The sequence below is a fragment of the Enterobacter sp. ku-bf2 genome (assembly GCF_001742765.1).
In the GTDB taxonomy this organism is placed as follows: Bacteria; Pseudomonadota; Gammaproteobacteria; order Enterobacterales; family Enterobacteriaceae; genus Enterobacter; species Enterobacter quasiroggenkampii.
The window spans coordinates 165,261-185,570 of sequence record NZ_MDVW01000018.1; the positions used below are offsets into that span (position 1 = coordinate 165,261).

The 20,310-nt window shown below is 60.2% G+C and carries 17 protein-coding genes and 1 pseudogene; 9 read left to right on the forward strand and 9 right to left on the reverse strand.

Going from position 1 to position 20,310, the window contains the following annotated elements:
• Positions 1–12: 12 nt before the first annotated feature.
• Positions 13–510 (forward strand): type VI secretion system tube protein Hcp, encoded by a 498-nt coding sequence (locus BFG58_RS15785; protein ID WP_069720101.1) that lies wholly within the window; start codon positions 13–15, stop codon positions 508–510.
• 50 nt (positions 511–560) lie between these two features.
• On the opposite strand, the gene BFG58_RS15790 is transcribed toward BFG58_RS15785, so the two are convergent.
• Together BFG58_RS15790 and trpS are read right to left on the reverse strand one after the other, a co-directional pair.
• Positions 561–908: a hypothetical protein gene (locus tag BFG58_RS15790; protein ID WP_069720102.1), complete on the reverse strand. Its 348-nt coding sequence runs from the start codon at positions 906–908 to the stop codon at positions 561–563.
• A 174-nt stretch (positions 909–1,082) separates the two neighbouring features.
• Positions 1,083–2,087: a tryptophan--tRNA ligase gene (gene trpS, locus BFG58_RS15795; RefSeq protein WP_069720103.1), complete on the reverse strand. Its 1,005-nt coding sequence runs from the start codon at positions 2,085–2,087 to the stop codon at positions 1,083–1,085.
• 199 nt (positions 2,088–2,286) lie between these two features.
• Between trpS and fosA the strand changes: the two genes are divergently transcribed.
• Positions 2,287–2,712, forward strand: coding sequence for a FosA/FosA2 family fosfomycin resistance glutathione transferase (gene fosA / locus BFG58_RS15800; protein WP_069720104.1), 426 nt, complete (start codon positions 2,287–2,289; stop codon positions 2,710–2,712).
• On the opposite strand, the gene BFG58_RS15805 is transcribed toward fosA, so the two are convergent.
• Positions 2,698–3,705 carry a LacI family DNA-binding transcriptional regulator gene (locus BFG58_RS15805; protein WP_069720105.1) on the reverse strand — a complete coding sequence of 336 codons (1,008 nt, stop codon included), beginning with the start codon at positions 3,703–3,705 and terminating at the stop codon, positions 2,698–2,700. The genes fosA and BFG58_RS15805 overlap by 15 nt on opposite strands.
• A gap of 185 nt (positions 3,706–3,890) precedes the next feature.
• Here BFG58_RS15805 and BFG58_RS15810 point away from each other — a divergent pair, with 185 nt between their 5' ends.
• Both BFG58_RS15810 and BFG58_RS15815 read left to right on the forward strand, forming a co-directional pair.
• The gene (locus tag BFG58_RS15810) at positions 3,891–4,979 is read left to right on the forward strand and encodes a cellulase family glycosylhydrolase (RefSeq protein ID WP_069720106.1); all 1,089 of its coding nucleotides are present in this window, start codon (positions 3,891–3,893) and stop codon (positions 4,977–4,979) included.
• A 50-nt stretch (positions 4,980–5,029) separates the two neighbouring features.
• Positions 5,030–6,424, forward strand: coding sequence for an MFS transporter (locus BFG58_RS15815; RefSeq protein WP_069720107.1), 1,395 nt, complete (start codon positions 5,030–5,032; stop codon positions 6,422–6,424).
• Between the two features lie 41 nt (positions 6,425–6,465).
• Here BFG58_RS15815 and BFG58_RS15820 read toward each other — a convergent pair.
• The 6 genes and pseudogenes from BFG58_RS15820 to BFG58_RS15845 form a co-directional block, all read right to left on the reverse strand.
• A pseudogene (locus BFG58_RS15820) lies at positions 6,466–6,678 on the reverse strand (alpha/beta fold hydrolase); the annotation flags it as partial.
• A 75-nt stretch (positions 6,679–6,753) separates the two neighbouring features.
• Positions 6,754–7,995: a hypothetical protein gene (locus BFG58_RS24350; RefSeq protein WP_047646544.1), complete on the reverse strand. Its 1,242-nt coding sequence runs from the start codon at positions 7,993–7,995 to the stop codon at positions 6,754–6,756.
• A 125-nt stretch (positions 7,996–8,120) separates the two neighbouring features.
• Positions 8,121–8,942: an alpha/beta fold hydrolase gene (locus BFG58_RS15830; protein WP_039265314.1), complete on the reverse strand. Its 822-nt coding sequence runs from the start codon at positions 8,940–8,942 to the stop codon at positions 8,121–8,123.
• Positions 8,943–8,972: 30 nt separating this feature from the next.
• Positions 8,973–10,592 carry an MFS transporter gene (locus tag BFG58_RS15835; RefSeq protein ID WP_069720108.1) on the reverse strand — a complete coding sequence of 540 codons (1,620 nt, stop codon included), beginning with the start codon at positions 10,590–10,592 and terminating at the stop codon, positions 8,973–8,975.
• Positions 10,589–10,996: a DoxX family protein gene (locus tag BFG58_RS15840; protein WP_032649971.1), complete on the reverse strand. Its 408-nt coding sequence runs from the start codon at positions 10,994–10,996 to the stop codon at positions 10,589–10,591. The genes BFG58_RS15835 and BFG58_RS15840 overlap by 4 nt, the downstream gene beginning before the upstream one ends.
• A complete protein-coding gene (locus BFG58_RS15845) occupies positions 10,996–12,867 on the reverse strand; it encodes an amidohydrolase (RefSeq protein ID WP_069720109.1) in 1,872 nt (623 codons plus the stop codon). Before BFG58_RS15845 ends, BFG58_RS15840 begins: the two co-directional genes overlap by 1 nt.
• Positions 12,868–13,085: 218 nt before the next feature.
• On the opposite strand from BFG58_RS15845, the gene BFG58_RS15850 reads away from it, so the two are divergent.
• The 5 genes from BFG58_RS15850 to BFG58_RS15870 all read left to right on the forward strand — a co-directional run bounded on the left by BFG58_RS15850 (position 13,086) and on the right by BFG58_RS15870 (position 20,308).
• Positions 13,086–13,772, forward strand: coding sequence for a hydrolase (locus tag BFG58_RS15850; RefSeq protein WP_008501349.1), 687 nt, complete (start codon positions 13,086–13,088; stop codon positions 13,770–13,772).
• Positions 13,773–13,833: 61 nt separating this feature from the next.
• Positions 13,834–14,055, forward strand: a complete 222-nt coding sequence (locus tag BFG58_RS15855; protein WP_024909508.1) for a DUF1427 family protein — start codon at positions 13,834–13,836, stop codon at positions 14,053–14,055.
• Positions 14,052–14,315: a XapX domain-containing protein gene (locus tag BFG58_RS15860; RefSeq protein WP_024909507.1), complete on the forward strand. Its 264-nt coding sequence runs from the start codon at positions 14,052–14,054 to the stop codon at positions 14,313–14,315. Before BFG58_RS15855 ends, BFG58_RS15860 begins: the two co-directional genes overlap by 4 nt.
• Positions 14,316–14,335: 20 nt before the next feature.
• Positions 14,336–14,716: a response regulator transcription factor gene (locus BFG58_RS15865; protein WP_008501346.1), complete on the forward strand. Its 381-nt coding sequence runs from the start codon at positions 14,336–14,338 to the stop codon at positions 14,714–14,716.
• A gap of 9 nt (positions 14,717–14,725) precedes the next feature.
• Positions 14,726–20,308: an AAA family ATPase gene (locus tag BFG58_RS15870; RefSeq protein WP_069720110.1), complete on the forward strand. Its 5,583-nt coding sequence runs from the start codon at positions 14,726–14,728 to the stop codon at positions 20,306–20,308.
• Positions 20,309–20,310: the final 2 nt, after the last annotated feature.

Genomic DNA, 20,310 nt, shown 5'->3' on the forward strand with positions numbered 1-20,310 from the left:
AGGAGCAATAAAATGGCCGTACCTGTACATCTTTTTTTTACCAATGACGGCGGCACAATGATTTGTGGTTCCTGTGACGTTGCAAACAGGGAAGGAAGTATTGAGCTAAGAGGATTACAACATAACCTCAGCCTGCCAACCGACTCGGCAACGGGAAAGGTCACCGGCACTCGCCAACATTCGCCGTTTCAGTTTACCAAGGAGCTGGACAGCTCTTCGCCCTATCTGTTCAAGGCGGCAGCGACGGGTCAGACGCTTAAAACGGCTGAATTCAGGTTTTACCATATTAACTATTCCGGGCAGGAGGAGGAGTATTACCGAATCACGCTCGAGAACGTTAAGGTCATTTCTCTGAGTCCAGTAATGTACGACACCCGAGGCTGTCCGGGGACGGGGCATATGGAGGAAGTGGCGTTTAATTATGAGAAGATTACCCATTTGTACAAGGACGGTAACTTGTTAGCGCACGATGCGTGGAATGAACGTCCAACCTCTGGTTCTGCTGCATAACGTTATATTGAACTTGCCCGCCAGCGTTTCGTTTGTGCGGGCAGAGAATATCATTCTCTATTCCTTTTCGTAAATGATGGCCGAAACATCATAAAAATAACCCACGCAAACATCCCAATAATCTTCATCGGCCAGGGTTCTAACACATCCAGACATACAATTGCGCCAATAACTAATAGCGGACCTTCTATCAGTTCAGCTATCCCCCCTAAAATATGTAACTTATGAGGCAGTGCCCGATAAAGTAATGTCGCAATAAGTTGTGCACTTCCTAATATGATTGTTATTGCGATTGTACGGTCCTCCCAGTTATCAAAACTAACCAAAGAAATGAGGCATGTAGCCAGTACATAACCACAGAATAATATATTCAGCATGTAAATAATAAACTTGCCCATAGCATTTGCCGAGACGGTTAAAAAATAAAGAGTCTATGACTATAGCGTTCTTAACAGAATGACAAACAACAATTGCTAATAATGTATTTAAGAATTTTTGCGCCTCGCTTATTTCCGCAATAATCAAGTTAGCGGCTTCATGCTAATCCCCCGCATTCCACCGCTAAATCGACTTTAACTAAACACCGGCACCCCCAACCCAACCTTCACCTCCCTCAACGTCGCCTGCGTCACCCCTTGCGCCCGTTCGGTCCCGCGCTTCAGCATCGCCATCAGCTCCCCCCTGTCACGCATATACATCGCCCTCCGCTCCCGCATCGGCGCAATCAGCTCCTGCAAACACGCCTCCAGCTCGTTCTTACAAACCCGGTCGCCCAGCCCGCCCGCCTGATAGTGCGCTTTCATCGCCGCCACTTTCTCCTTGTCCGGGTGAAACGCGTCGAGGTACGTAAATACCACGTTCCCCTCAATCTGCCCCGGGTCGCTCACCTTCAGGTGGTTCGGGTCGGTGTACATGGCGCTGACCGCGCGATGGATGGTCTCTTCGCTGGCAGAAAGGTGCAGCGTGTTACCCAGCGATTTCGACATCTTGGCGCTGCCGTCGATGCCGGGCAGGCGGCTGGTGTCGCTCAGCATCGCCTTACAGTGGCGCAGCACCGGGGCGTGCAGCAGGCTGTTCATCTTGTGCACAATCTCGTTGGTCTGCTCAATCATCGGCAGCTGGTCGTCGCCGACGGGCACGCACTCGGCCTTAAACGCGGTGATGTCCGCCGCCTGGCTGATGGGGTAGGCCATAAACCCGACCGGCAGCGAGCGGGCGAAGCCCTTCTGCGCAATCTCGTTTTTCACCGTCGGGTTACGCTCCACGCGGGCGACGGTGACGATGTTCATATACAGCATCGTCAGCTCGGCGAGGGCGGGCAGGGCGGACTGCAGGCAGATGGTGGTCAGGTTCGGGTCGATGCCGGCGGCGAGGTAGTCGGCCAGCACTTCGGGGATGTTGTCGCGAATTTTTTGCGGGTTGCTGCCGTTGTCGGTCAGCCCCTGCAGGTCGGCAATCAGCACAAACTGGTTGTGCGTCTGCTGGAGCGCCACGCGCTGGCGAAGCGATCCGACGAAGTGGCCAAGGTGCAGCGGGCCGGTTGGGCGGTCGCCGGTGAGGATGGTGGGTGCGTTCATAAAGACTCCTTAATGTGCAGTTGCCGAAAGGGGTCTTAGAAATGAGAAAGCCGCCTTTCGGCGGCTATCTAAAAATGGGGAAAACTACTCCGTGCCGCCTTTAAGAAGGCAGCCACCAGCGGTTTACGGTGAGGACGGCGTGGTTTATGTTCATGCTTTTACCGTACCACGTCCGGCGCGAAAAACAAAAGGGCACGTCATGCTGCAATCTCTCAACCATCTGACCCTCGCGGTCAGCGACCTGCAAAAAAGCGTTACCTTCTGGCACGAGCTGCTGGGGCTGACGCTGCACGCCCGCTGGAATACCGGGGCCTACCTCACCTGCGGCGATCTGTGGGTCTGCCTGTCGTACGACGAGGCGCGCCAGTACGTGCCGCCGAAGGAGAGCGACTACACCCACTACGCGTTTACCGTGGCGGAGGAGGATTTTGAACCGTTCTCGCAAATACTTGAGCAGGCGGGCATCACCGTTTGGAAGCAGAACAAAAGCGAGGGGGCGTCGTTCTATTTTCTCGACCCGGACGGGCACAAGCTGGAGCTGCACGTGGGCAGCCTCGCCGCGCGGCTGGCGGCGTGTCGCGAGAAGCCCTACGCGGGGATGGTGTTTAGCTCAGACGAGGCTTGAGGCGCGCACCTTCAGCCTGCCCGCCAGCGTCACGTGCGTGGCGGCATCTTCCTGATTGCACAGGTACTCCACCGCCAGCCGTCCCAGCTCGCTGTAGGGCAGCTGGATACTGGTCAGCGGCGGGGTGAGCTGCTCGGAAATCTTCTGGTCGTCGTAGCCCGCCAGCAGCATGTCCTGCGGGATGCGCACGCCGTTCACCGCCAGCGCCTGATAGCAGCCAATCGCCAGCCAGTCGCTGGCGCAGAAGATGGCGTCCGGGCGCTCGGCCAGTTCCAGCAGAGAGGCAGTGGCGGTAAAGGACTCGCTGAACTGCCAGTTGGTCTGGCGCACCAGACCGTCGTCGCACGCGAGTCCGGCCTGCTGCAGCGCGGCCTGGTAGCCCGCCAGACGCTGGCGCGAGGCCTCCATCCAGCTCTCGCCGGTGATGTGGGCGATGCGCGTGGCCCCGCAGGCGATGAGGTGTTTAGTCACCTGGAAGGCGTTGGCATAATCGTCCGGGATAAACGACGGCAGCAGTGGCGAGCCGGGGTCGCGCTGGTTGAGCAGCACCAGCGGGATGCGGGTGCAGTCCTGGAAGGCGGTCATGTCCACCAGCGTGGTGACCGGAGACGCGAGAACAATCCCGATGCAGTTGCGCTTCTCCAGCTGGCGGATGATGTTCAGCGCCAGCTCGATGTCGTCGCCGTAGTCGTAGACGGTGAGCAGGGTCTCGTTGCGCCACGCCGCTTCCCGCGCCTGGCTGATGGCGTCGATAAACGGGTCAAAGCTCTGCAGCGAGCTGACCAGCAGGGCGATCTCTTCCTGGTTGCGCGGGGCGTGAACGGCGGGGAGGCGGTCGTAGCCGAGCTCGGTGGCGACGCTAATCACCCTATGACGGGTGTCGTCGCTGAGCTTGATGTTGCGGGACTGGTTAAGCACCAGCGATACCGTCGCCTGCGACACCCCTGCCGCCCGCGCAATATCGTTCATCGTCACTTTTGTTTTTCGCTTCATCCGTCCTCTCCCTTTCGCGACTTCGCATCATACCCTAACCGCACGCTTACGCGCCGTCGATCACGTTTCTCATTCATCGAAGCGTGAACTTTGTGAGTGGCATCGCTTTTCTTCGTGCGGGAAATTGCGCATTTATCCCACGGCTAATATTTATTAGCTAAATATTATCAGTAAGAGGACGCGTAATGAAAGAGCAGTGGAGCAGGGAGCAGGCACAGGCGTGGTATCAGCAGAAGGGCTGGCTGTGCGGGTTTAACTATCTGCCGTCGACGGCGGTGAACTGGACCGATATCTGGCAGGCGGAGACCTTCGACGCCGGGACGATTGACCGCGAGCTGGGCTGGGCGGCGGACGCGGGCTATAACACCCTGCGCATCAACCTGCCGTTTATCGTCTGGGAGCATGACCGCGACGGGCTGATGGCGCGCATCGACCGCTTTTTAACGATTGCCAACGGCCACGGGTTCAGCACCATGCTGACCCTAATGGACGACTGCGGCTTCTCCGGCGACGAGCCGTACCTTGGCCCGCAAAAGCCGCCGGTGCCGGGCAAGCACAACAGCCAGGCGGCGGCGAGTCCGGGGCGCAACAAGGTGTGCGATCCGGACTGCTGGGCAGAAATTGAGCGCTATATCCGCGACGTTGTCCGCCAGTTCCGCGAGGATGGGCGCGTGCTGCTGTGGGATCTCTACAACGAGCCGGGCAACCGCGGCATTTTCGCGACGGGCACGCAGGAGGTGCAGTACGACGCGAAGCTGGAGACCTGCGCCCACGCGCTGATGAAGCTCGCATTCCAGTGGGTGCGTGAAGAAGACCCTACCCAGCCGCTCACCGTCTGCGCGTGGCGTCTGCCGCCGGAAGAGGAGGGCGAGACGTTCTTCCAGCATCCGCTGGACCAGACCGCGCTGGCGCTCTCGGACGTGGTGAGCTTCCACGCCTACACCCACACCGGGCGCATGACGGCGATTATTCAGCAACTGCAGGCGCTCGGTCGCCCGCTGTTCTGCACCGAATGGCTGGCGCGCCACGTGGGCAGCACCATTGAAGAGCAGCTCCCGCTGATGTACGCGGCGAAGGTCGCGCCGTACCAGTGGGGGCTGGTGCGCGGCAAAACCCAGACGTGGCTGCCGTGGCCGATGGTGATGAAGGAGTCCACGGACTACTGCCGTCTCTGGTTCCACGACGTGTTTGAGGAGAACGGCATTCCGTTCTCGCGCCGTGAAATCGCATTAATGCAGCAGCTGCGCAAGATCGCCCCGCAGGCGCAGGACTAATAATATCGACCCGGCGGTCCACCGCCGGGCAACCAGGCAGGCATATAACAATGGCAACGACAATGAAAATACCGTCTCGCGAGCTGTGGTCTTATTTTGGTTATGGTTTAGGTCAGTGTTTTAGCTTTGGTTTAGTGGGTTCGTTTATTAACTATTTTTACACCGACGTGCTGGGGATCTCGGCACTGGCGGCGAGCACCATCTTCCTGATTGCCCGCGCGTGGGACGCGGTTCACGATCCGCTGTTTGCCAGCATTATGGACACCATTAACAGCCGGTTCGGCAAGTTTCGCCACTTTTTGCTGATCGCCCCGCTGCTGATCACCGGCGTCACGCTGCTGTCGTTCTATAAAATCGAAGCGGACATGACCACCAAAATCCTCTACGCCGGGGTGACGTATATCCTGTGGGGGACGCTGTACGCCATCTCCGATATCCCGTTCTGGTCGATGTCGTCGGTGATGACCAACGACTCCGGGCAGCGCACCCGCGCGGTGACGGCAGCGATGCTCGGGGTGAACGCCGGGATTGCCTGCGCCAACATCTTCTTCCCGAAGCTGGCAGCCTACTTCGCCCAGTACAGTAATGACAAAGGCTACTTTATGGCGGCGCTGGTGATGATGCTGGTGGGTCTGCCGCTGATGCTTAACGGCTTCATGCAGATCAAAGAGCGCGTGCCGCCGAGCCCGGAAAAGGTGACCATCCGCGACACCTTCCACAACCTGCGTCAGAACAAGCCGCTGTTTATCGTCCTGCTGTCGTTCTTCTTCTGCGTGTTCCACAACGTGGCGGGCGGGCTCTATATCTACTTCTTTATCAACAACCTGGGCGACGGCAGCCTGCAGATGGCGATTGGCGTGATGGGGATAGTCGCGGCGGTGCTATGCCTGGTCGCCCCGATGCTGACGCGCCGGATGCAGAAACGGAAGCTGTTTATGATCCTCTGCGGGCTGGACGTGGCGGTGCGCGTGATGATGTGGTTTGTCGGCTATCAGCAGGTGACGATGCTGTTTATTCTGCTCGGCCTGAGCACGCTGTTCGTGATGATGACCAATATCCTCACCTCGTCGATGATTGCCGACACCATCGAGTACGCGGAGTACCACACCCACAAGCGCTGCGCGGCGATCACTTTCTCCGGCCAGACCTTCACCGGCAAGATGTCGGTAGCGGTGGGCGGCGGGTTAATCGGCGTGTTTCTGACGATGATCGGCTACGTGCCGCAGGCGCAAATCCAGAGCGAGAGTGTGCTGTCGGGGCTTTTCTTCGGGATTTGCCTGCTGCCGGCGATAGGGTCGCTGATTCGAATGGGCTTCATGTCGCGCTTTACCTTTACCGAGGAGAAGCACGCGGAGATTTGTCGGCTGCTGGCGGAGCGGAACGCGTCTGCGAAAGCGCCGGGTGACGGCTGCGCCTTACCCGGCCTACAGGACCAGCCCTTGTAGGCCTGATAAGCGAAGCGCCATCAGGCTTCGCTTTTTAAGATTTACAGCGACTTCACAAACGCCAGCAGATCTTCGTTAAGCTGGTCCTGGTGGGTCAGCGCGAAGCCGTGCGGCGCGTTGTCGTACACCTTCAGCGTGGCGTTTTTGATCATCTCTGCCGCCAGCTTGCCGGTGCTTTCAAACGGCACGATCTGGTCGTTGCTGCCGTGGATCACCAGCGTCGGCACATCGAATTTGGCCATAACGCGGTGAGCCCGGGCAGAAGCATGATCCTCCGCTTACGGTGAATTGATTAAGTAGCGCCCGCGCTGCGGGCGTTTCTTAAAAAGCTACTTGATATCATGAAGCAACTTTAATAAAAGGCTATCACCGGTAGATTTAATTTTCTGAAAATAAACAGGTTCAGCTATAGGCGAATCCCATTGGTGTATCTCATCCTTCTTAAACGGGATACATTTCATAGCGGTGTTTTTTAACCGTTTTATGCGAAGGTCATATTCGTCAAAGTTGTCTGGCGTAGTTTTCAGGCTCAGCGATCTGGCATGATTGATTTGCGTAGGGCAAATAAGCTGAATGTTTCCAAGCGAGAAAATGTTTACGCCGGTGATAAAGAATCTCGAAGGGATATCTTTATAGTAACGTGTGTTCCATGTTAAACCATCAAACATCGCTGGCGGGTGAGTGTGAGTATCTATGTAATATTGATGTGTGCGCCAGTCGCTAATGCCGGAAAGGTTCATGGTCATGTTAATGATCATATTAGGGGTGGGGCGGAAAATCATTGTCAGGACAAGCATGCTGACAGGAATAATGATTAGTGTATAAATGATTATTTGCAATAAATTTTTATTTTTCTTTTCGTTTATCAGGATCATTCCTGGGAAGATACCCACAATAATCATCGCGACCGAGAGTGCAAGGAAAATGATAACCTGTAAGAACGTATTACTTTCTTCGTTAAAATCTAGCTGACCCGCGATAAAAATGAGTGGGAAGATTTGTGTAAAAGCAGGGGCAATCAATAACAGAGGCAGCCAGTTCCTGACGGCGTTTTTCTGCAAATATTTTACATCACGCGTATCATCAACATCCTTATATGACTGAACGTTGAACATAAGCTTGTAGCATAAGCCATACGATGCGGCCAGTATTATTGCTATCGCTAAGGCAAGAACGATAAAACCATTTACATGCAGAAAAAATTGTAAGCAGAACGCTCCGATAAGCACAACGCACATCACAACGCTATTACCAAAACAGACTGAGGTAAAGCTATGTGTCAAACCTTCGTATTTAACAAACTCTTTCTCATGTGCGGTGTAAATTAAGTAAGCAAGGAAAGATGAGATAAAAATGACAAGGCTGAAGCCAAGTAGTGAGACAAGGGTAAATCCAAATATTATTCCTACTGCGCTACTCACGCTCAACGCATCATATAAAATATCAAGCCGGTCAATATTCGCAAGATAGAACCATATAACGCTAAATGTACAGGCTGTGACAAATGAAGAGGATGTTAAAATAGCGATGATAAACTTTCGAGTTAGCCGCTTATGAAACTGGATATTCATCTTATGTAGTCTCCCTTTGAAATGAAGGAATACTAGTCACAAGGGAGAGGGAGTTCTACGCTCAAATTTGGTATGTCCGGAAGTGCATATTCAGGCTGACGCCTTCTGGCGTCAGCCCCGGGAACTTACAGCGACTTCACAAACGCCAGCAGATCTTCGTTAAGCTGGTCCTGGTGGGTCAGCGCGAAGCCGTGCGGCGCGTTGTCGTACACCTTCAGCGTGGCGTTTTTGATCATCTCTGCCGCCAGCTTGCCGGTGCTTTCAAACGGCACGATCTGGTCGTTGCTGCCGTGAATCACCAGCGTCGGCACGTCGATTTTCGCCATATCCGGGCGGAAGTCGGTTTCGCCGAACGCGGTCACGCAGTCGATGGTGCCCTTCAGGGAGGCCAGCAGGGCGATATTCAGCGTCTGGGTCAGGGCACCGGCGGAAACGGTCTGCCCGGCGTTGGTGCCGTAGAACGGGGTGGCGAAGTCGCTGATGAACTGGGCGCGATCTTTACGCAGCCCGTCGCGAATGCCGTCGAACACGCTCTGATCCACACCCTGCGGGAAGGTGTCGGATTTGCCGAAGATCGGCGTGACCGCGCCCAACAGCGCCAGACCGGCCACGCGCGCGCTGCCGTAGTTGTTGATGTAGCGGGTCACGTCGCCGCCGCCCATGGAGAAGCCCACCAGCGTCACGTCCTGGAGGTCCAGGGTGGTAATCAGGTCGTTGATGTCGGACGCAAAGGTGTCGTAGTCGTAACCGTTCCAGGGCTGATCCGAGCGGCCAAAGCCGCGGCGGTCAAAGGCGATGGCGCGGAAGCCGCGCTCGGCCAGGTAGTTCAGCTGGCTGTCCCACATGTCGCCGTCCAGCGGCCAGCCGTGGCTGAAGAGAACCGGTTTGCCCGCGCCGCCTTCTTTGTAGTAAATCTGCGTGCCGTCTTTTGCCTTAAACGTTGCCATAGTGTGTTCCTGTGCAGGTGATGGTTATGGTTATACCGGCGCGACCAGATAACGAATTGCCGGTGATGTTGTGCCCTGATGAAAAGCCAGAACGCGGCTCTGCAGCAGGAGGTCATTCATGGTGTGGCGCTCCTGCTGGCGCAGATGCTCAATCCAGGAGCCCATCAGGAAGGTCTCGATAAACAGTCCGGGGCGTTCGATATCCTCGTATACCGCCCAGCTCATCGCCCCGGCGCGGCGTCGCACCCGGCGCAGCTCGTGCACTGCCTGCAAAAACGCTTTCGCGTTGTGCGGGTCGATGATGTACTCGTGCGAGACCAGCACCGGGCCGCGCTCGTTCGGCAGGTCGATCTCCACGCCGTCCAGCGGCTGGCCGCTCAGGTCGAGGTTCAATTCCGGGTCTTTCTCTAGCTTCCAGCGGAACACGGTGGCGCTTGCCAGCACCATCCCCAGCGTGGCGACAACCAGCGCGGTCGGGGTGCCGAACCGGGAGGCTATCTGCCCCCAGATGGCGCTGCCTGTGGTCATCGAGCCGAAGAACACCGTCAGGTAGACCGCCAGCGCGCGGGCCTTCACCCAGCGGGCGGCGCTGCGCTGGGCGCCGAGGTTCAGCGTCGAGAGCACCGCAATCCACGCGAAGCCGGTGAAGAACTCAAACAGGTTGAGCAGCCAGACGTGGCGCACAAACGCCAGCGCCAGCATGGTGAGGGCAAAGACCAGACTCGCGGCCACCATCAGGCGGTCAGCGTTCAGCCGCTGGCGCAGGCGCGGCAGCAGGATGGCCCCGGCAATCGCCCCCAGTCCAATGCACGCCAGCATCACGCCGTAGCCCGCCGGGCCCAGGCCCAGCTCGCGGCGCGCCACCAGCGGCAGCAGCGCCCAGCCTGCGCTGCCGAAAACGAAGAAGGCCACCGTACGCACCAGCACGTTGCGCAGCACCGGGGCGGCGTGCACGTAGCGGATGCCTGTGCGCACCGCAGAGAAGAAGTGCTCCGGCGGCAGACGCTGAATGGACGGGGCCGGACGCCAGCGCCACAGTACCCACGCCACGCCCACCACGGACAGCGCGTTCAGGGCAAACACCATCCACGGCCCGGCGAGCGACAGCAGGAAACCACCCAGGGCGGGGCCAATCGCCCGGCTGATGTTCACCCCGAGCGAGTTCAGCGCCACGGCGGCGCCCAGCTCCGGCTTGCTCACCAGATCGGGCAGCACGGCCTGGAACGGCGGCGAGCTCATCGCCGCCCCCACGCTCAGCAGAAACGTCGCCACCAGCAGCACGGTTGGGGTGACGTGTCCGGTGAAGGAGAGCACCGTCAGCCCGGCGGCGGCGATGAACACCCACAGCTGGGAGAAGAGCAGGTATTTACGCCGGTCAACGATGTCCGCCATCACCCCGGACGGCAGGGCGAAGAGGAACATCGGCAGGCTGCTGGCCGCCTGCACCAGCGCGATATCCAGCGGGTCGGCGCTCAGGGTCAGCATGCTCCAGTTGATGCCGACGTCGCTCATCCATGAGCCGACGTTAGAGACCACCGTGGCGATCCACAGCATGCGGAACACCGGCTGGCTCAGCGGCTGCCAGGGTGAAACCGTCGGTGCGGGCGTCGTCTCGACGTGTGCGTCGCGAACGTCGTTAACCTGGGTCATGCGAACCTCTCCGTTGCCTTACGCTGCAGCCGCCACTGGCCCGGCCCGGTGAGGGCGAGAGTGGTGAAGATAATCAGCAGCAGCCAGCCAAATTGCCCTTCGGCAATCGACCAGTTCGGGTGGACCGCCAGCATCGCCACCAGCAGCACGGCGATAATCGGCAGGCACGCCAGGCGGGTGTAGACGCCCGCAATGATCAACAGCGGGCAGATCACCTCGGCGACAATCGCCGGGATCAGGCTGGCGTAAGGCCCGAAGCCGAACGGATCTTCAATGCGCGTCAGCTCTTCGCTGAAGTGCAGCACCTTCGGCAGGCCGTGCACGTACAGCAGCAGCAGGCTGCCGGTCAGGCGCAGGAAGAACAGCCCCAGGTCGATCCGGGGCGGCATAGTGGTGTTTTTCATCAGAATGCAAAGCAGCTGCAGCCCAGCGCCCCCCAGAAAGCGTTATCGTCGGACACCGGCATCGCTGACGTGCGGGCGAAGTCATGCTGGTGGCTGTGAACCCCGCACGGCCCGCTGCAGTGGTGGACGGCGCTCATACCCACGCGTGCGGCCTGCGGCGGCGCGCTGCGGTAGTGGCCCGGCACCTTGACCACCGGGGACCACTCGGGCAGGACCGGGATGGCCGGCGGCGCGAGCGGGCCAAAGCTGCCCGCGGCGTAGACGATGTCGCCGTTGACCACCGTGAGAACGGACTCGATGCCCTTGATCTCCTCTTCCGGCACGCGGAAGTAGTCTTTGCTCAGCACCGCCAGGTCGGCAAGCTGGCCGACTTTAATCTGCCCCTTCTGGTTCTGCTCGCTGGAGAACCACGCGCTGCCCTGGGTCCAGAGCATCAGGGCCGTATCGCGGTCCAGACGGGCGCTGTGATCGTACATCTGCATCCCGCCGACGGTGCGGCCGGAGACCAGCCAGTAGAGCGCTGTCCACGGGTTGTAGCTCGCCACGCGGGTGGCGTCCGTTCCCAGGCCCACCGGCACGCCGGTCTCGAGCATTTTCGCCACCGGCGGCGTATGGCGGGTGGCTTCGATGCCGTAACGCTCGGCAAAGTATTCCCCCTGGAAGGCCATGCGGTGCTGGACGGCAATGCCGCCGCCGAGCGCTTTGATGCGGTCGATGTTGGCCTGTGACACAGTTTCCGCATGGTCGAAGAACCAGTGCAGGCCGTTGAACGGAATGTCGCGGTTCACCTTCTCGAAGACGTCCAGCATGCGGCTGATGGATTCGTTATAAGTGGCGTGCAGGCGGAACGGCCAGCGGTGCTCCACCAGATGGCGTACCACGCGCTCCAGCTCGTCCTCCATGCCCGGCGCGAGATCCGGGCGCGGTTCGAGGAAATCTTCAAAATCGGCGGCAGAGAAGACCAGCATCTCGCCCGCGCCGTTGTGGCGGAAGAAGTCGCTGCCCTGGCCCGGCGTGAGCATGTCGGTCCATTTTTCAAAGTCTTCCAGCTCGTGGCCCGGACGCTGGGTAAAGAGGTTGTAGGCGATGCGGATGGTCATCTGCTTTTTCGCGTGCAGCTCGGCGATCACCTCGTAATCTTCCGGGTAGTTCTGGAAGCCGCCGCCCGCGTCGATGGCGCTGGTCAGCCCCAGACGGTTAAGCTCGCGCATGAACTGACGCGTGGAGTTGACCTGCTGCTCCAGCGGCAGCTTCGGCCCTTTGGCCAGCGTGGCGTAGAGGATCATGGCGTTCGGACGGGCAATCAGCATCCCGGTCGGGTTGCCGTTGGCATCGCGCTGGATCTCCCCGCCCGGCGGGTTTGGCGTGTCTTTGGTGTAGCCGACCACCTTCAGCGCGGCGCGGTTGAGCAGGGCGCGGTCGTACAGGTGCAGGATGAAGACCGGGGTATCCGGCGCGGCGTCGTTAATTTCGTCGAGAGTCGGCATGCGGCGCTCGGCAAACTGGAACTCGGTCCAGCCGCCGACTACGCGCACCCATTGCGGCGACGGGGTGCGCAGCGCCTGCTCTTTCAGCATCCGCAGGGCGTCGGCCAGGGAGGGCACGCCTTCCCAGCGCAGCTCGAGGTTGTAGTTCAGCCCGCCGCGGATCAGGTGCAGGTGCGAGTCGTTGAGGCCGGGGATGGCGGTGTGGCCTTTCAAATCCACCACTTTGGTGCCGTCGCCGTGGTGCTGCATCACCTCGGCGACGGTACCCACTTCCAGAAATTTTCCGTCGCGCACGGCAACGGCTTCCGCGACAGGATTCTCGCGATCGACGGTGTGAAACTGGCCGTTAACCAGAATGAGATCGGCTTTACCGAGGGTAACCATAACTGCTCCTGACTGAGAGGGGAATGGTCAGGATTATGGGAACCGGTTTCGGCAAAGATCCAGTTATACAATAGGATAGGTATACCAAAGTATAACTATACCTAAGGTTAACTATACGAAGAGATAATTACGCGCGGAGAAGGAAAACCGCAGGATGAGGGTGACTTTATCGCCGCGGCGCTCGCGGCGATTTCTACCCTTAACCACTGGAAAATGCTATGACCTCTTCAAAGCTCGAAGTGTTAACCCCTGCGAACTGTCAGATCATCTTTATCGATCACCAGCCTCAGATGGCGTTTGGCGTGCAGTCGATTGACCGCCAGGTGCTGAAAAACAACACCGTGGCGCTGGCGAAAGCGGCTAAGGTGTTCAACATCCCGACCATCATCACCACCGTAGAGACCGAAAGCTTCTCCGGTAACACCTATCCTGAGCTGCTGGACGTGTTCCCGGGTCAGGACATTCTGGAGCGCACCTCCATGAACTCCTGGGACGACCAGAAGGTGCGCGACGCGCTGAAGGCCAACGGCAAGAAGAAGGTCGTGGTTGCCGGTCTGTGGACCGAAGTGTGCAACAACAGCTTTGCCCTGTGCGCGATGCTGGAAGGCGACTACGAAATTTATATGGTGGCGGACGCGTCCGGCGGCACCTCCAAAGAAGCCCACGACTACGCGATGCAGCGCATGATCCAGGCGGGCGTGATCCCGGTAACCTGGCAGCAGGTAATGCTGGAGTGGCAGCGCGACTGGGCGCGTAAAGAGACCTACACCGCGGTGATGGACATCGTGCGCGAGCACTCCGGCGCGTACGGCATGGGCGTGGATTACGCCTACACCATGGTGCATAAAGCGCCGTCTCGCCAGAAGAGCGAGCACCGCACCTTAGCGCCGGTCCCGGCTCGCTAAGTCCCGTCGGCGGGCTGGTCCCTCATCCGGCTCGCCGCTGCCTCTTTCTCTGGAGTTCACGATGAGTACTGGGCTGATATCCCTTGCGGCAGGCGTGTTGATTGGCCTGATGTATGCCGTGCTGAAGGTGCGCTCCCCCGCGCCGCCCGCGCTGGCGCTGATTGGCCTGCTGGGGATGCTGGCGGGTGAACAGGCGACGCGCCATCTCTTATCCCGCGACGGCGCCCCACCTCCTCAGGTGACCGTTCCGCAGGCGGCATCGCAGACGGGAGCGTCATCATGAAAGCATGGATAATTTCGCTGGTGTGTGGCGTGGTTGCTGGGGTAATTTACGCTCTGCTCGACGTCCATTCCCCGGCACCGCCGGTTGTCGCCCTGCTTGGCCTGTTCGGCATGCTGGTGGGCGAACAGCTTATCCCGGTGGGACGACGTTTACTGAGTCGCGAACCGCTCACCCTCGCCTGGTTTCGTCACGAATGCGTACCGAAAATCAGCGGCACGGCGCCCCCTGCGCCCGCGAAGGACCCTCGCGACGTTAAATGACTGGTTAGAGGAATAACAGCATGACGCTGCCGTGGCGCATTGCCATCATTGATGACGAACGTTCCGTCCGCAGCGGGTTGAGTAATCTCCTGGAGTCGGAAGGCTATTCAACCGACACGTTTGATTCGGCAGAGGTATTTCTGAGCCATCCGCTTGCCCTGTCCGGCGCGGCGCTGGTGATCACCGATATCAAGCTCCGGGGCATGAGCGGCCTTGAGCTGTTTGACAAGCTGCGGCTGCTGGCCGTACCGCCTCCGCCCGTGCTCTTTATCTCCGGTCATGCTGATGAAAATATGCAGCGGTACGCTCTCGGTCTGGGCGCCGCTGCTTTTTTGCGTAAGCCGATTAACATCGATATTCTGCTGGATCATATTCAGCGGGAGCTGGCCCGCCGACAATAAGGATCGCGGATGAACGAACACGAGCAGCCTGCATTCTGGCCCGCCCAGGGAAATCTTCACCAGGGGCGGGTTTTTGTCCTTAAAGAGGATGTGATTTTTACCGTGCTGGCGCAGGAGGGCGGAATCGCCTGGATGCACGCGCGACATCCTCATTCCGGCGGCTCGTTCATTATCGCCACCGCGGTCAGCGACGAAGAGGAAGAGCGGGCAACCCGGCTGCTGAAAAACGAGTTTGCGCTGCGTGACGCGCTGCAGGACAGCTGGGCCATTCGCGCCGTCGCGTCCACCCAGTACCGGGGACGCTTCGCGCTGGTGTACGCCCCGTTTTCCTTTGAGCTGCTGGCGCGGCGCGCGGGCAGGGCGATCTCGGGGATCGCGCGCTTTATCGAGCTGGCGATCCAGATCTGCGTTCCTCTGCGACAGATGCATCTGCAAAACCTGATCCACGGCGATATCAAGCCCGGCAATATTTTTGTTCATCACGATGCCACCTGCCGTCTGGGCAGCTTTGGCCTTTCATGTAGCCTCTCCGGCGCCTTCGCGCAGACCCGGCTTGCCGTTTCAGGCGGCACGCCGGCGTATATGTCCCCGGAGCACACCTCCCGCACCCAGCGCCCCGTCGATGGCCGCAGCGATCTCTACAGCCTCGGCGTGGTGCTGTATGAACTCCTGACCGGACGCCTGCCGTTTGAACTGGGGGAGGACGATCGGACCAACTGGGCTCACTACCATATTGCCTCGGCACCGCTGGCTCCGGATGCGATACGCCCGGACGTGCCGGGAATGCTGTCGACCATCATCCTGAAGCTGCTGGAGAAGCACCCGGATAACCGCTACCAGACGGTCGACGGGCTGATTGCCGACCTCCGCCGCTGCCAGGCGACGTTGACCGGTGAGGGTGAGATCGTCGCCTTTACCCCCGGCCAGCAGGACCGCACCCCGGCGATTCTTCTGGCGGACTCGCTGTTCGCGACGCATCCGCAGGCGAATGACGTCATTGCCGCGTTTGAGCGGGTGGGGGAGAACCGCGTGCCGGAGCTGGTGACCATCGGCGGGCCGTCGGGGATCGGCAAATCCTCCATCATTGCGACGGCGTTAAAAACGCTCCAGCAGCGTACGGTGCTGCTGGCGGTGGGCAAAGTGGATCAGTTTTCACCGTCATTGCCCTACGGCGTATTAAGCTCCGCATTCCGCCCCCTGGCCCTGCACCTGCTGGGCCTGCCGGCAGACGAGGTGGCGAAGTGGAAAATCCGTCTTTCTCGCGCCCTGGAAGGACACGAGGCGCTGGCCGTCAGCCTCGTGCCCGAGCTGGGCCTGCTGCTTGAGCGCAAGCCGCGCTTCCCGGCGGATACGTTTTCCATTGATGCCCGGGCGCGCTTCAGCCATATGGTGCTGGCGCTGGTGAAAACCTTTGCCTCGCAGGGCTGCCCGCTGGTGCTGGTGCTCGACGATCTCCAGTGGAGCGACGCCGCCAGCCTGCATACGCTCAACTACTTGCTGGTGAACTGCGGCGCGATCCCGCTGCTGGTGGTTGTGGCGCACCGCGACATCGGTTCGTTGTCCGAACCCGCACTGCAACAGCAGCTGGCGAGCCTGCCGGAGGCGGCACAGCACGCGAGCGAAATTGTCCCGCAGGCGCTCTCTGTCAAAGCCGTGTCCCGCTGGCTGGGGACAGTATTTCGCACCCGCAGCACGGCGACGACCGACCTCGCCACGCTGATCCATGAAAAGACCGGGGGCAACCCGCTCTTTGTTCACGAATTTTTCCGCCGCATCGTCGATGACGGGCTGGTGGTGCACAACAAATATCAGGACAAGTGGCACTACGATCTGCAGGCGATCCGCGCCCGGCATTACACCGAAAACGTCGTCACCCTGGTGCTGGAGAAGCTGGAAGAGCTGCCCGACGAGACGCGTCACCTGCTGGGCAGCCTTGCCTGCCTCGGCGGCACGGGCGAAATGGAGATGATCTGCCGCGTGGTTGGTATATCGATGGCGGAAATGCGCTACGCGCTGCATCCGGCGGTCATGGCGCAGCTGATCGTGCTGACGGAGAAAGCGTACTCCTTCACCCATGACCGGGTGCAGGAGGCCGCCTTTGCGCTGCTGGATCGGCATGAGAAAAGCCATCTTCATCTGACCACCGCCAGCCTGCTGGCTGACGCCGCGCGGCAGGCGGCGGGGAACGAGCTGCTGTTTCGCGCCGTACATCACGTCACGGCCGCGCTGGACAGCATCCAGCCCGCCCCGCAGCGCCAGATGTTCCGCGAGCTGAGCCTGCTGGCCGCGCGACGCGCGAAACGCTCGGGGGATTATCTCTCGGCGCTAAGCTATATCCAGACAGCCCGAGCGCTGGGCAACGCCGGGACGGTGTCAGACTTTATGCTCGATATCGAAGAGGCGGGCTGCGAGTTTGCGCTGGGGCACCTGGCGCGAACCCGCGAGCTGTGTGACGCCATTCTCGGGTGCCCCGGCGGGCTGACCGAAAAGGCGCTGGCGGCCAATCTGCTGGTGGAAGTGTACATTCGCCAGTCGGACAGCCGTCTGGCGCTGGAGGCAGCGCTCTGCTGGCTGGGGGTCTTTGGTATTCAGATCGGCCGCTATCCGGAAGATGCCGACTGCGACGAGGCCTGGGAACACTTCTGTAACCGCGCGGGCGACGCGCCGCAAAGCCTGTTTGTCCCGCTCTCGCGGATGGATAACCCGGAAACCGAAGCGGTGATGAACCTGCTTTACAGCGCCAGCATTTGCGCCAGCTTCATCTGTCCGCGCCTGCACTTTTTACTGCTTTGCCGCATGATGCACCTGACGCTCGACCACGGTATTACCGGCGCCTCCACCACGGCGATGGCCTGGTTTGGCGTGCTGATGGGCCACCGCTACGCCGAGTATCGCCTCGGCTTCCAGTACGGCACCCTGGCCCGCGAGCTGGTGAATCGCCACGGCTACGACGCATTCGAAGCTAAAACCCTGTTGCCGCTCGACCAGCTCAGCGTCTGGACCCAGCCCTTATCGTTTACCATCGAGTGCGCGAAGGCCTGCTTTACCTCGGCGGTGACCCACGGGGATATGACGATGGCCTGCTTTGCGGCCTGCCACCAGGTCATTAATTTCCTCTCCCGGGGCGATCACCTGGACGGGGTGCTGACCAGCATCGATCGCGGCCTGGCGTTCGTGCGTAAAACCCACTTCCAGGACGTGGAGACCATTTTGATGGTCCAGCGCGGCTACGTTGAGTTCCTGCGCACGCCTGTTATCGGCACCTGGACCGCATCGCAGGTGCTGCCGGAGGCATTGCTGCCCGCGTCGCCGGAGCAGGCACCGGAGCAGACCTCCACCATGCTGTTCTGGTACTGGCTCTACCGCGGCATGGCCCACTTTACCTGCGGCGAGTATGCCGACGCGCAGGCGGATCTGGAGATGGCGGGCTGGTACGCGTGGTCTGCGCCGGGGCACATTCATCTGCTGGATTACCATCTCTACAGCGCGCTGGCGCTTTCGCGTCAGTTAACGCCGGAGACCTTCTCGGCGAACCACCGTCGCAGCATTCACGCTCACTATGACAAAATCGCCCTCTGGGCGCGCATTAATCCCGGCACGTTCGCGGATAAAGAGGCGCTGATCTACGCCGAAATCGTGCGTCTGGACGGGATGAACAGCATCGCGCTTGAGCAGTATGAGAAGGCGGTCCGGCTCTCCCGCGAGGGCGGGTTTAATCCGATTAATGCCCTGGCCCACGAGCTGGCGGGCCGCTTTGCGCTGGCCTGCGGCTATCCAACCGCCTCTGACGCACACTTCCGTGGCGCAATTGCCGCCTGGGGCCGGGCGGGCGCGCAGGCCAAGGTGCGCCAGCTGGAGCAGGATTTCCCGCATCTGCTGGCCTCAGGGCAGGCGAGCGCCTATGACACGGTGGCGTTCGCCCAGAACGAGACCATCCGCGATCTGCAGAGCGTCATCAAAGCCTCCCGCGCGCTGTCGGAAGAGATCAATCTTGAGCGCTTAATCGAAAACCTGATGACGATCCTCCTCGAACGCGCCGGGGCGCAGCGCGGCCTGCTGCTTCGCGTGAGCGATAACCTGATCCCGGAGATCGAGGCCAGCGCCTGGACCAGCACCGACGGCGTGCGGGTGCGGATCCTGAAAGACGTGCCGACGGCGACCGACATGCCCCTGTCGGTGCTGGCGGCGGTGATCCGCACCGGGCAGGAGATCCGCACCGGTAAGCCGGAGGAGTTTCACCCCTTCAGCCAGGATCCCTATCTGGTGACCTCGGGAGCGGCCGTCATGTGCGTCCCGATGTTCAAACAGGCGCGGCTGGTGGGCGTGCTCTACCTGGAAAACCGCCTGATGCCGGAGGTTTTCACCGCCGAGCATTCTCGCGTGGTGAGCCTGCTGGGGGCGCAGGCTGCGGTCTCCCTGGAGACGGCGCGGCTGTACGCCGAGCTGCTGGGGGAGAACATCCAGCGCCGTCGGGTGGAAAAAGAGCTACGCGCCAGCCAGACCTCGCTGATGCTGGGCGAGCAGATCAGCCACACCGGCAGCTGGCGCTGGGAGCTGGAGCAGGATCTGATGTTTGTCTCGGAGGAGTACGCCCGCATCCTCGGCCTGCCCGAGCAGCAAAAGATGATCTCCATGGCGGAATTTTTGACCTTCGTTCATGAAGACGATTACGCCCGCATCAGCACCATCGTCACGCAGAGCGTGCGCGAAGGGCTCTCCATGCGCGCGGAGTTTCGGGTGAAGCGTACCGACGGTTCAACGCGCTATATCCTCGGGATTGGCGATCCGGTGGGCGTGGGCAGCGAGGTGAACGAGTATTACGGCATCATCACCGATATCACCAGCCAGCGCGCCGCGGAGGATGCCATGCGGGTGGCGCAGGCGGATCTGGCGAGGGTGTCCCGCGCCACCACCGTCGGGCAGCTGACCTCCTCTATCGCCCATGAGATCAACCAGCCGCTGATGTCGATCGTCTCTAACGCCGGAGCGAGCCTGCGCTGGCTCAGCCGGGAGCCGGCCCGGCTGGATAAAGTGCGGGAAGGGCTGGAAGAGATCGCCGCGGAAGGCGCTCGGGCGGGGGAGATCATTCGCAGCATCCAGTCCCTGACGCGCAAGCAGGATCCCACCTTCTCGCGCATCGATCTGCACTATCTGATCCACCATATCATCGCGCTCTCCCGCAGCGAGCTGGAGCAGCGACACATTAGCGTTGATTACCTGTTGAAGGCGCAGGACAGCTTTATCACCGGCGATAGGGTGCAGATCCAGCAGGTGCTGCTTAACCTGGTGATGAACGCCGTTGAGGCGATGGCCGAGGTGAAGGATCGCGCCTGCACCATCACCCTCAGCACCAGCAACGCGGACGGGAAAGCGATCGTTGAGATCGCCGATACCGGGAGCGGCATTGAGCCCGAGCGGCTGGAGCAGATTTTTGACTCGTTCTACTCCACCAAGCCACAGGGGATGGGGATGGGGCTGACCATCAGCGCCAGCATCATTGAGCGCCACTGCGGGAAGCTGAGCGCGCGCCGCCGGGAGCCTTACGGCACGGTGTTTGCCTTTGCGCTGCCGCTGGCGGTACAGGAAGGGTAAAC

Bases quoted from the DNA above. Each gene is read 5' to 3' on its own strand.
- BFG58_RS15785 (WP_069720101.1), top strand. From the start codon at position 13: ATGGCCGTACCTGTACATCTTTTTTTTACCAATGACGGCGGCACAATG.
- BFG58_RS15790 (WP_069720102.1), bottom strand. From the start codon at position 908: ATGGGCAAGTTTATTATTTACATGCTGAATATATTATTCTGTGGTTAT.
- trpS (WP_069720103.1), bottom strand. From the start codon at position 2,087: ATGAACGCACCCACCATCCTCACCGGCGACCGCCCAACCGGCCCGCTG.
- fosA (WP_069720104.1), top strand. From the start codon at position 2,287: ATGCTGCAATCTCTCAACCATCTGACCCTCGCGGTCAGCGACCTGCAA.
- BFG58_RS15805 (WP_069720105.1), bottom strand. From the start codon at position 3,705: ATGAAGCGAAAAACAAAAGTGACGATGAACGATATTGCGCGGGCGGCA.
- BFG58_RS15810 (WP_069720106.1), top strand. From the start codon at position 3,891: ATGAAAGAGCAGTGGAGCAGGGAGCAGGCACAGGCGTGGTATCAGCAG.
- BFG58_RS15815 (WP_069720107.1), top strand. From the start codon at position 5,030: ATGGCAACGACAATGAAAATACCGTCTCGCGAGCTGTGGTCTTATTTT.
- BFG58_RS24350 (WP_047646544.1), bottom strand. From the start codon at position 7,995: ATGAATATCCAGTTTCATAAGCGGCTAACTCGAAAGTTTATCATCGCT.
- BFG58_RS15830 (WP_039265314.1), bottom strand. From the start codon at position 8,942: ATGGCAACGTTTAAGGCAAAAGACGGCACGCAGATTTACTACAAAGAA.
- BFG58_RS15835 (WP_069720108.1), bottom strand. From the start codon at position 10,592: ATGACCCAGGTTAACGACGTTCGCGACGCACACGTCGAGACGACGCCC.
- BFG58_RS15840 (WP_032649971.1), bottom strand. From the start codon at position 10,996: ATGAAAAACACCACTATGCCGCCCCGGATCGACCTGGGGCTGTTCTTC.
- BFG58_RS15845 (WP_069720109.1), bottom strand. From the start codon at position 12,867: ATGGTTACCCTCGGTAAAGCCGATCTCATTCTGGTTAACGGCCAGTTT.
- BFG58_RS15850 (WP_008501349.1), top strand. From the start codon at position 13,086: ATGACCTCTTCAAAGCTCGAAGTGTTAACCCCTGCGAACTGTCAGATC.
- BFG58_RS15855 (WP_024909508.1), top strand. From the start codon at position 13,834: ATGAGTACTGGGCTGATATCCCTTGCGGCAGGCGTGTTGATTGGCCTG.
- BFG58_RS15860 (WP_024909507.1), top strand. From the start codon at position 14,052: ATGAAAGCATGGATAATTTCGCTGGTGTGTGGCGTGGTTGCTGGGGTA.
- BFG58_RS15865 (WP_008501346.1), top strand. From the start codon at position 14,336: ATGACGCTGCCGTGGCGCATTGCCATCATTGATGACGAACGTTCCGTC.
- BFG58_RS15870 (WP_069720110.1), top strand. From the start codon at position 14,726: ATGAACGAACACGAGCAGCCTGCATTCTGGCCCGCCCAGGGAAATCTT.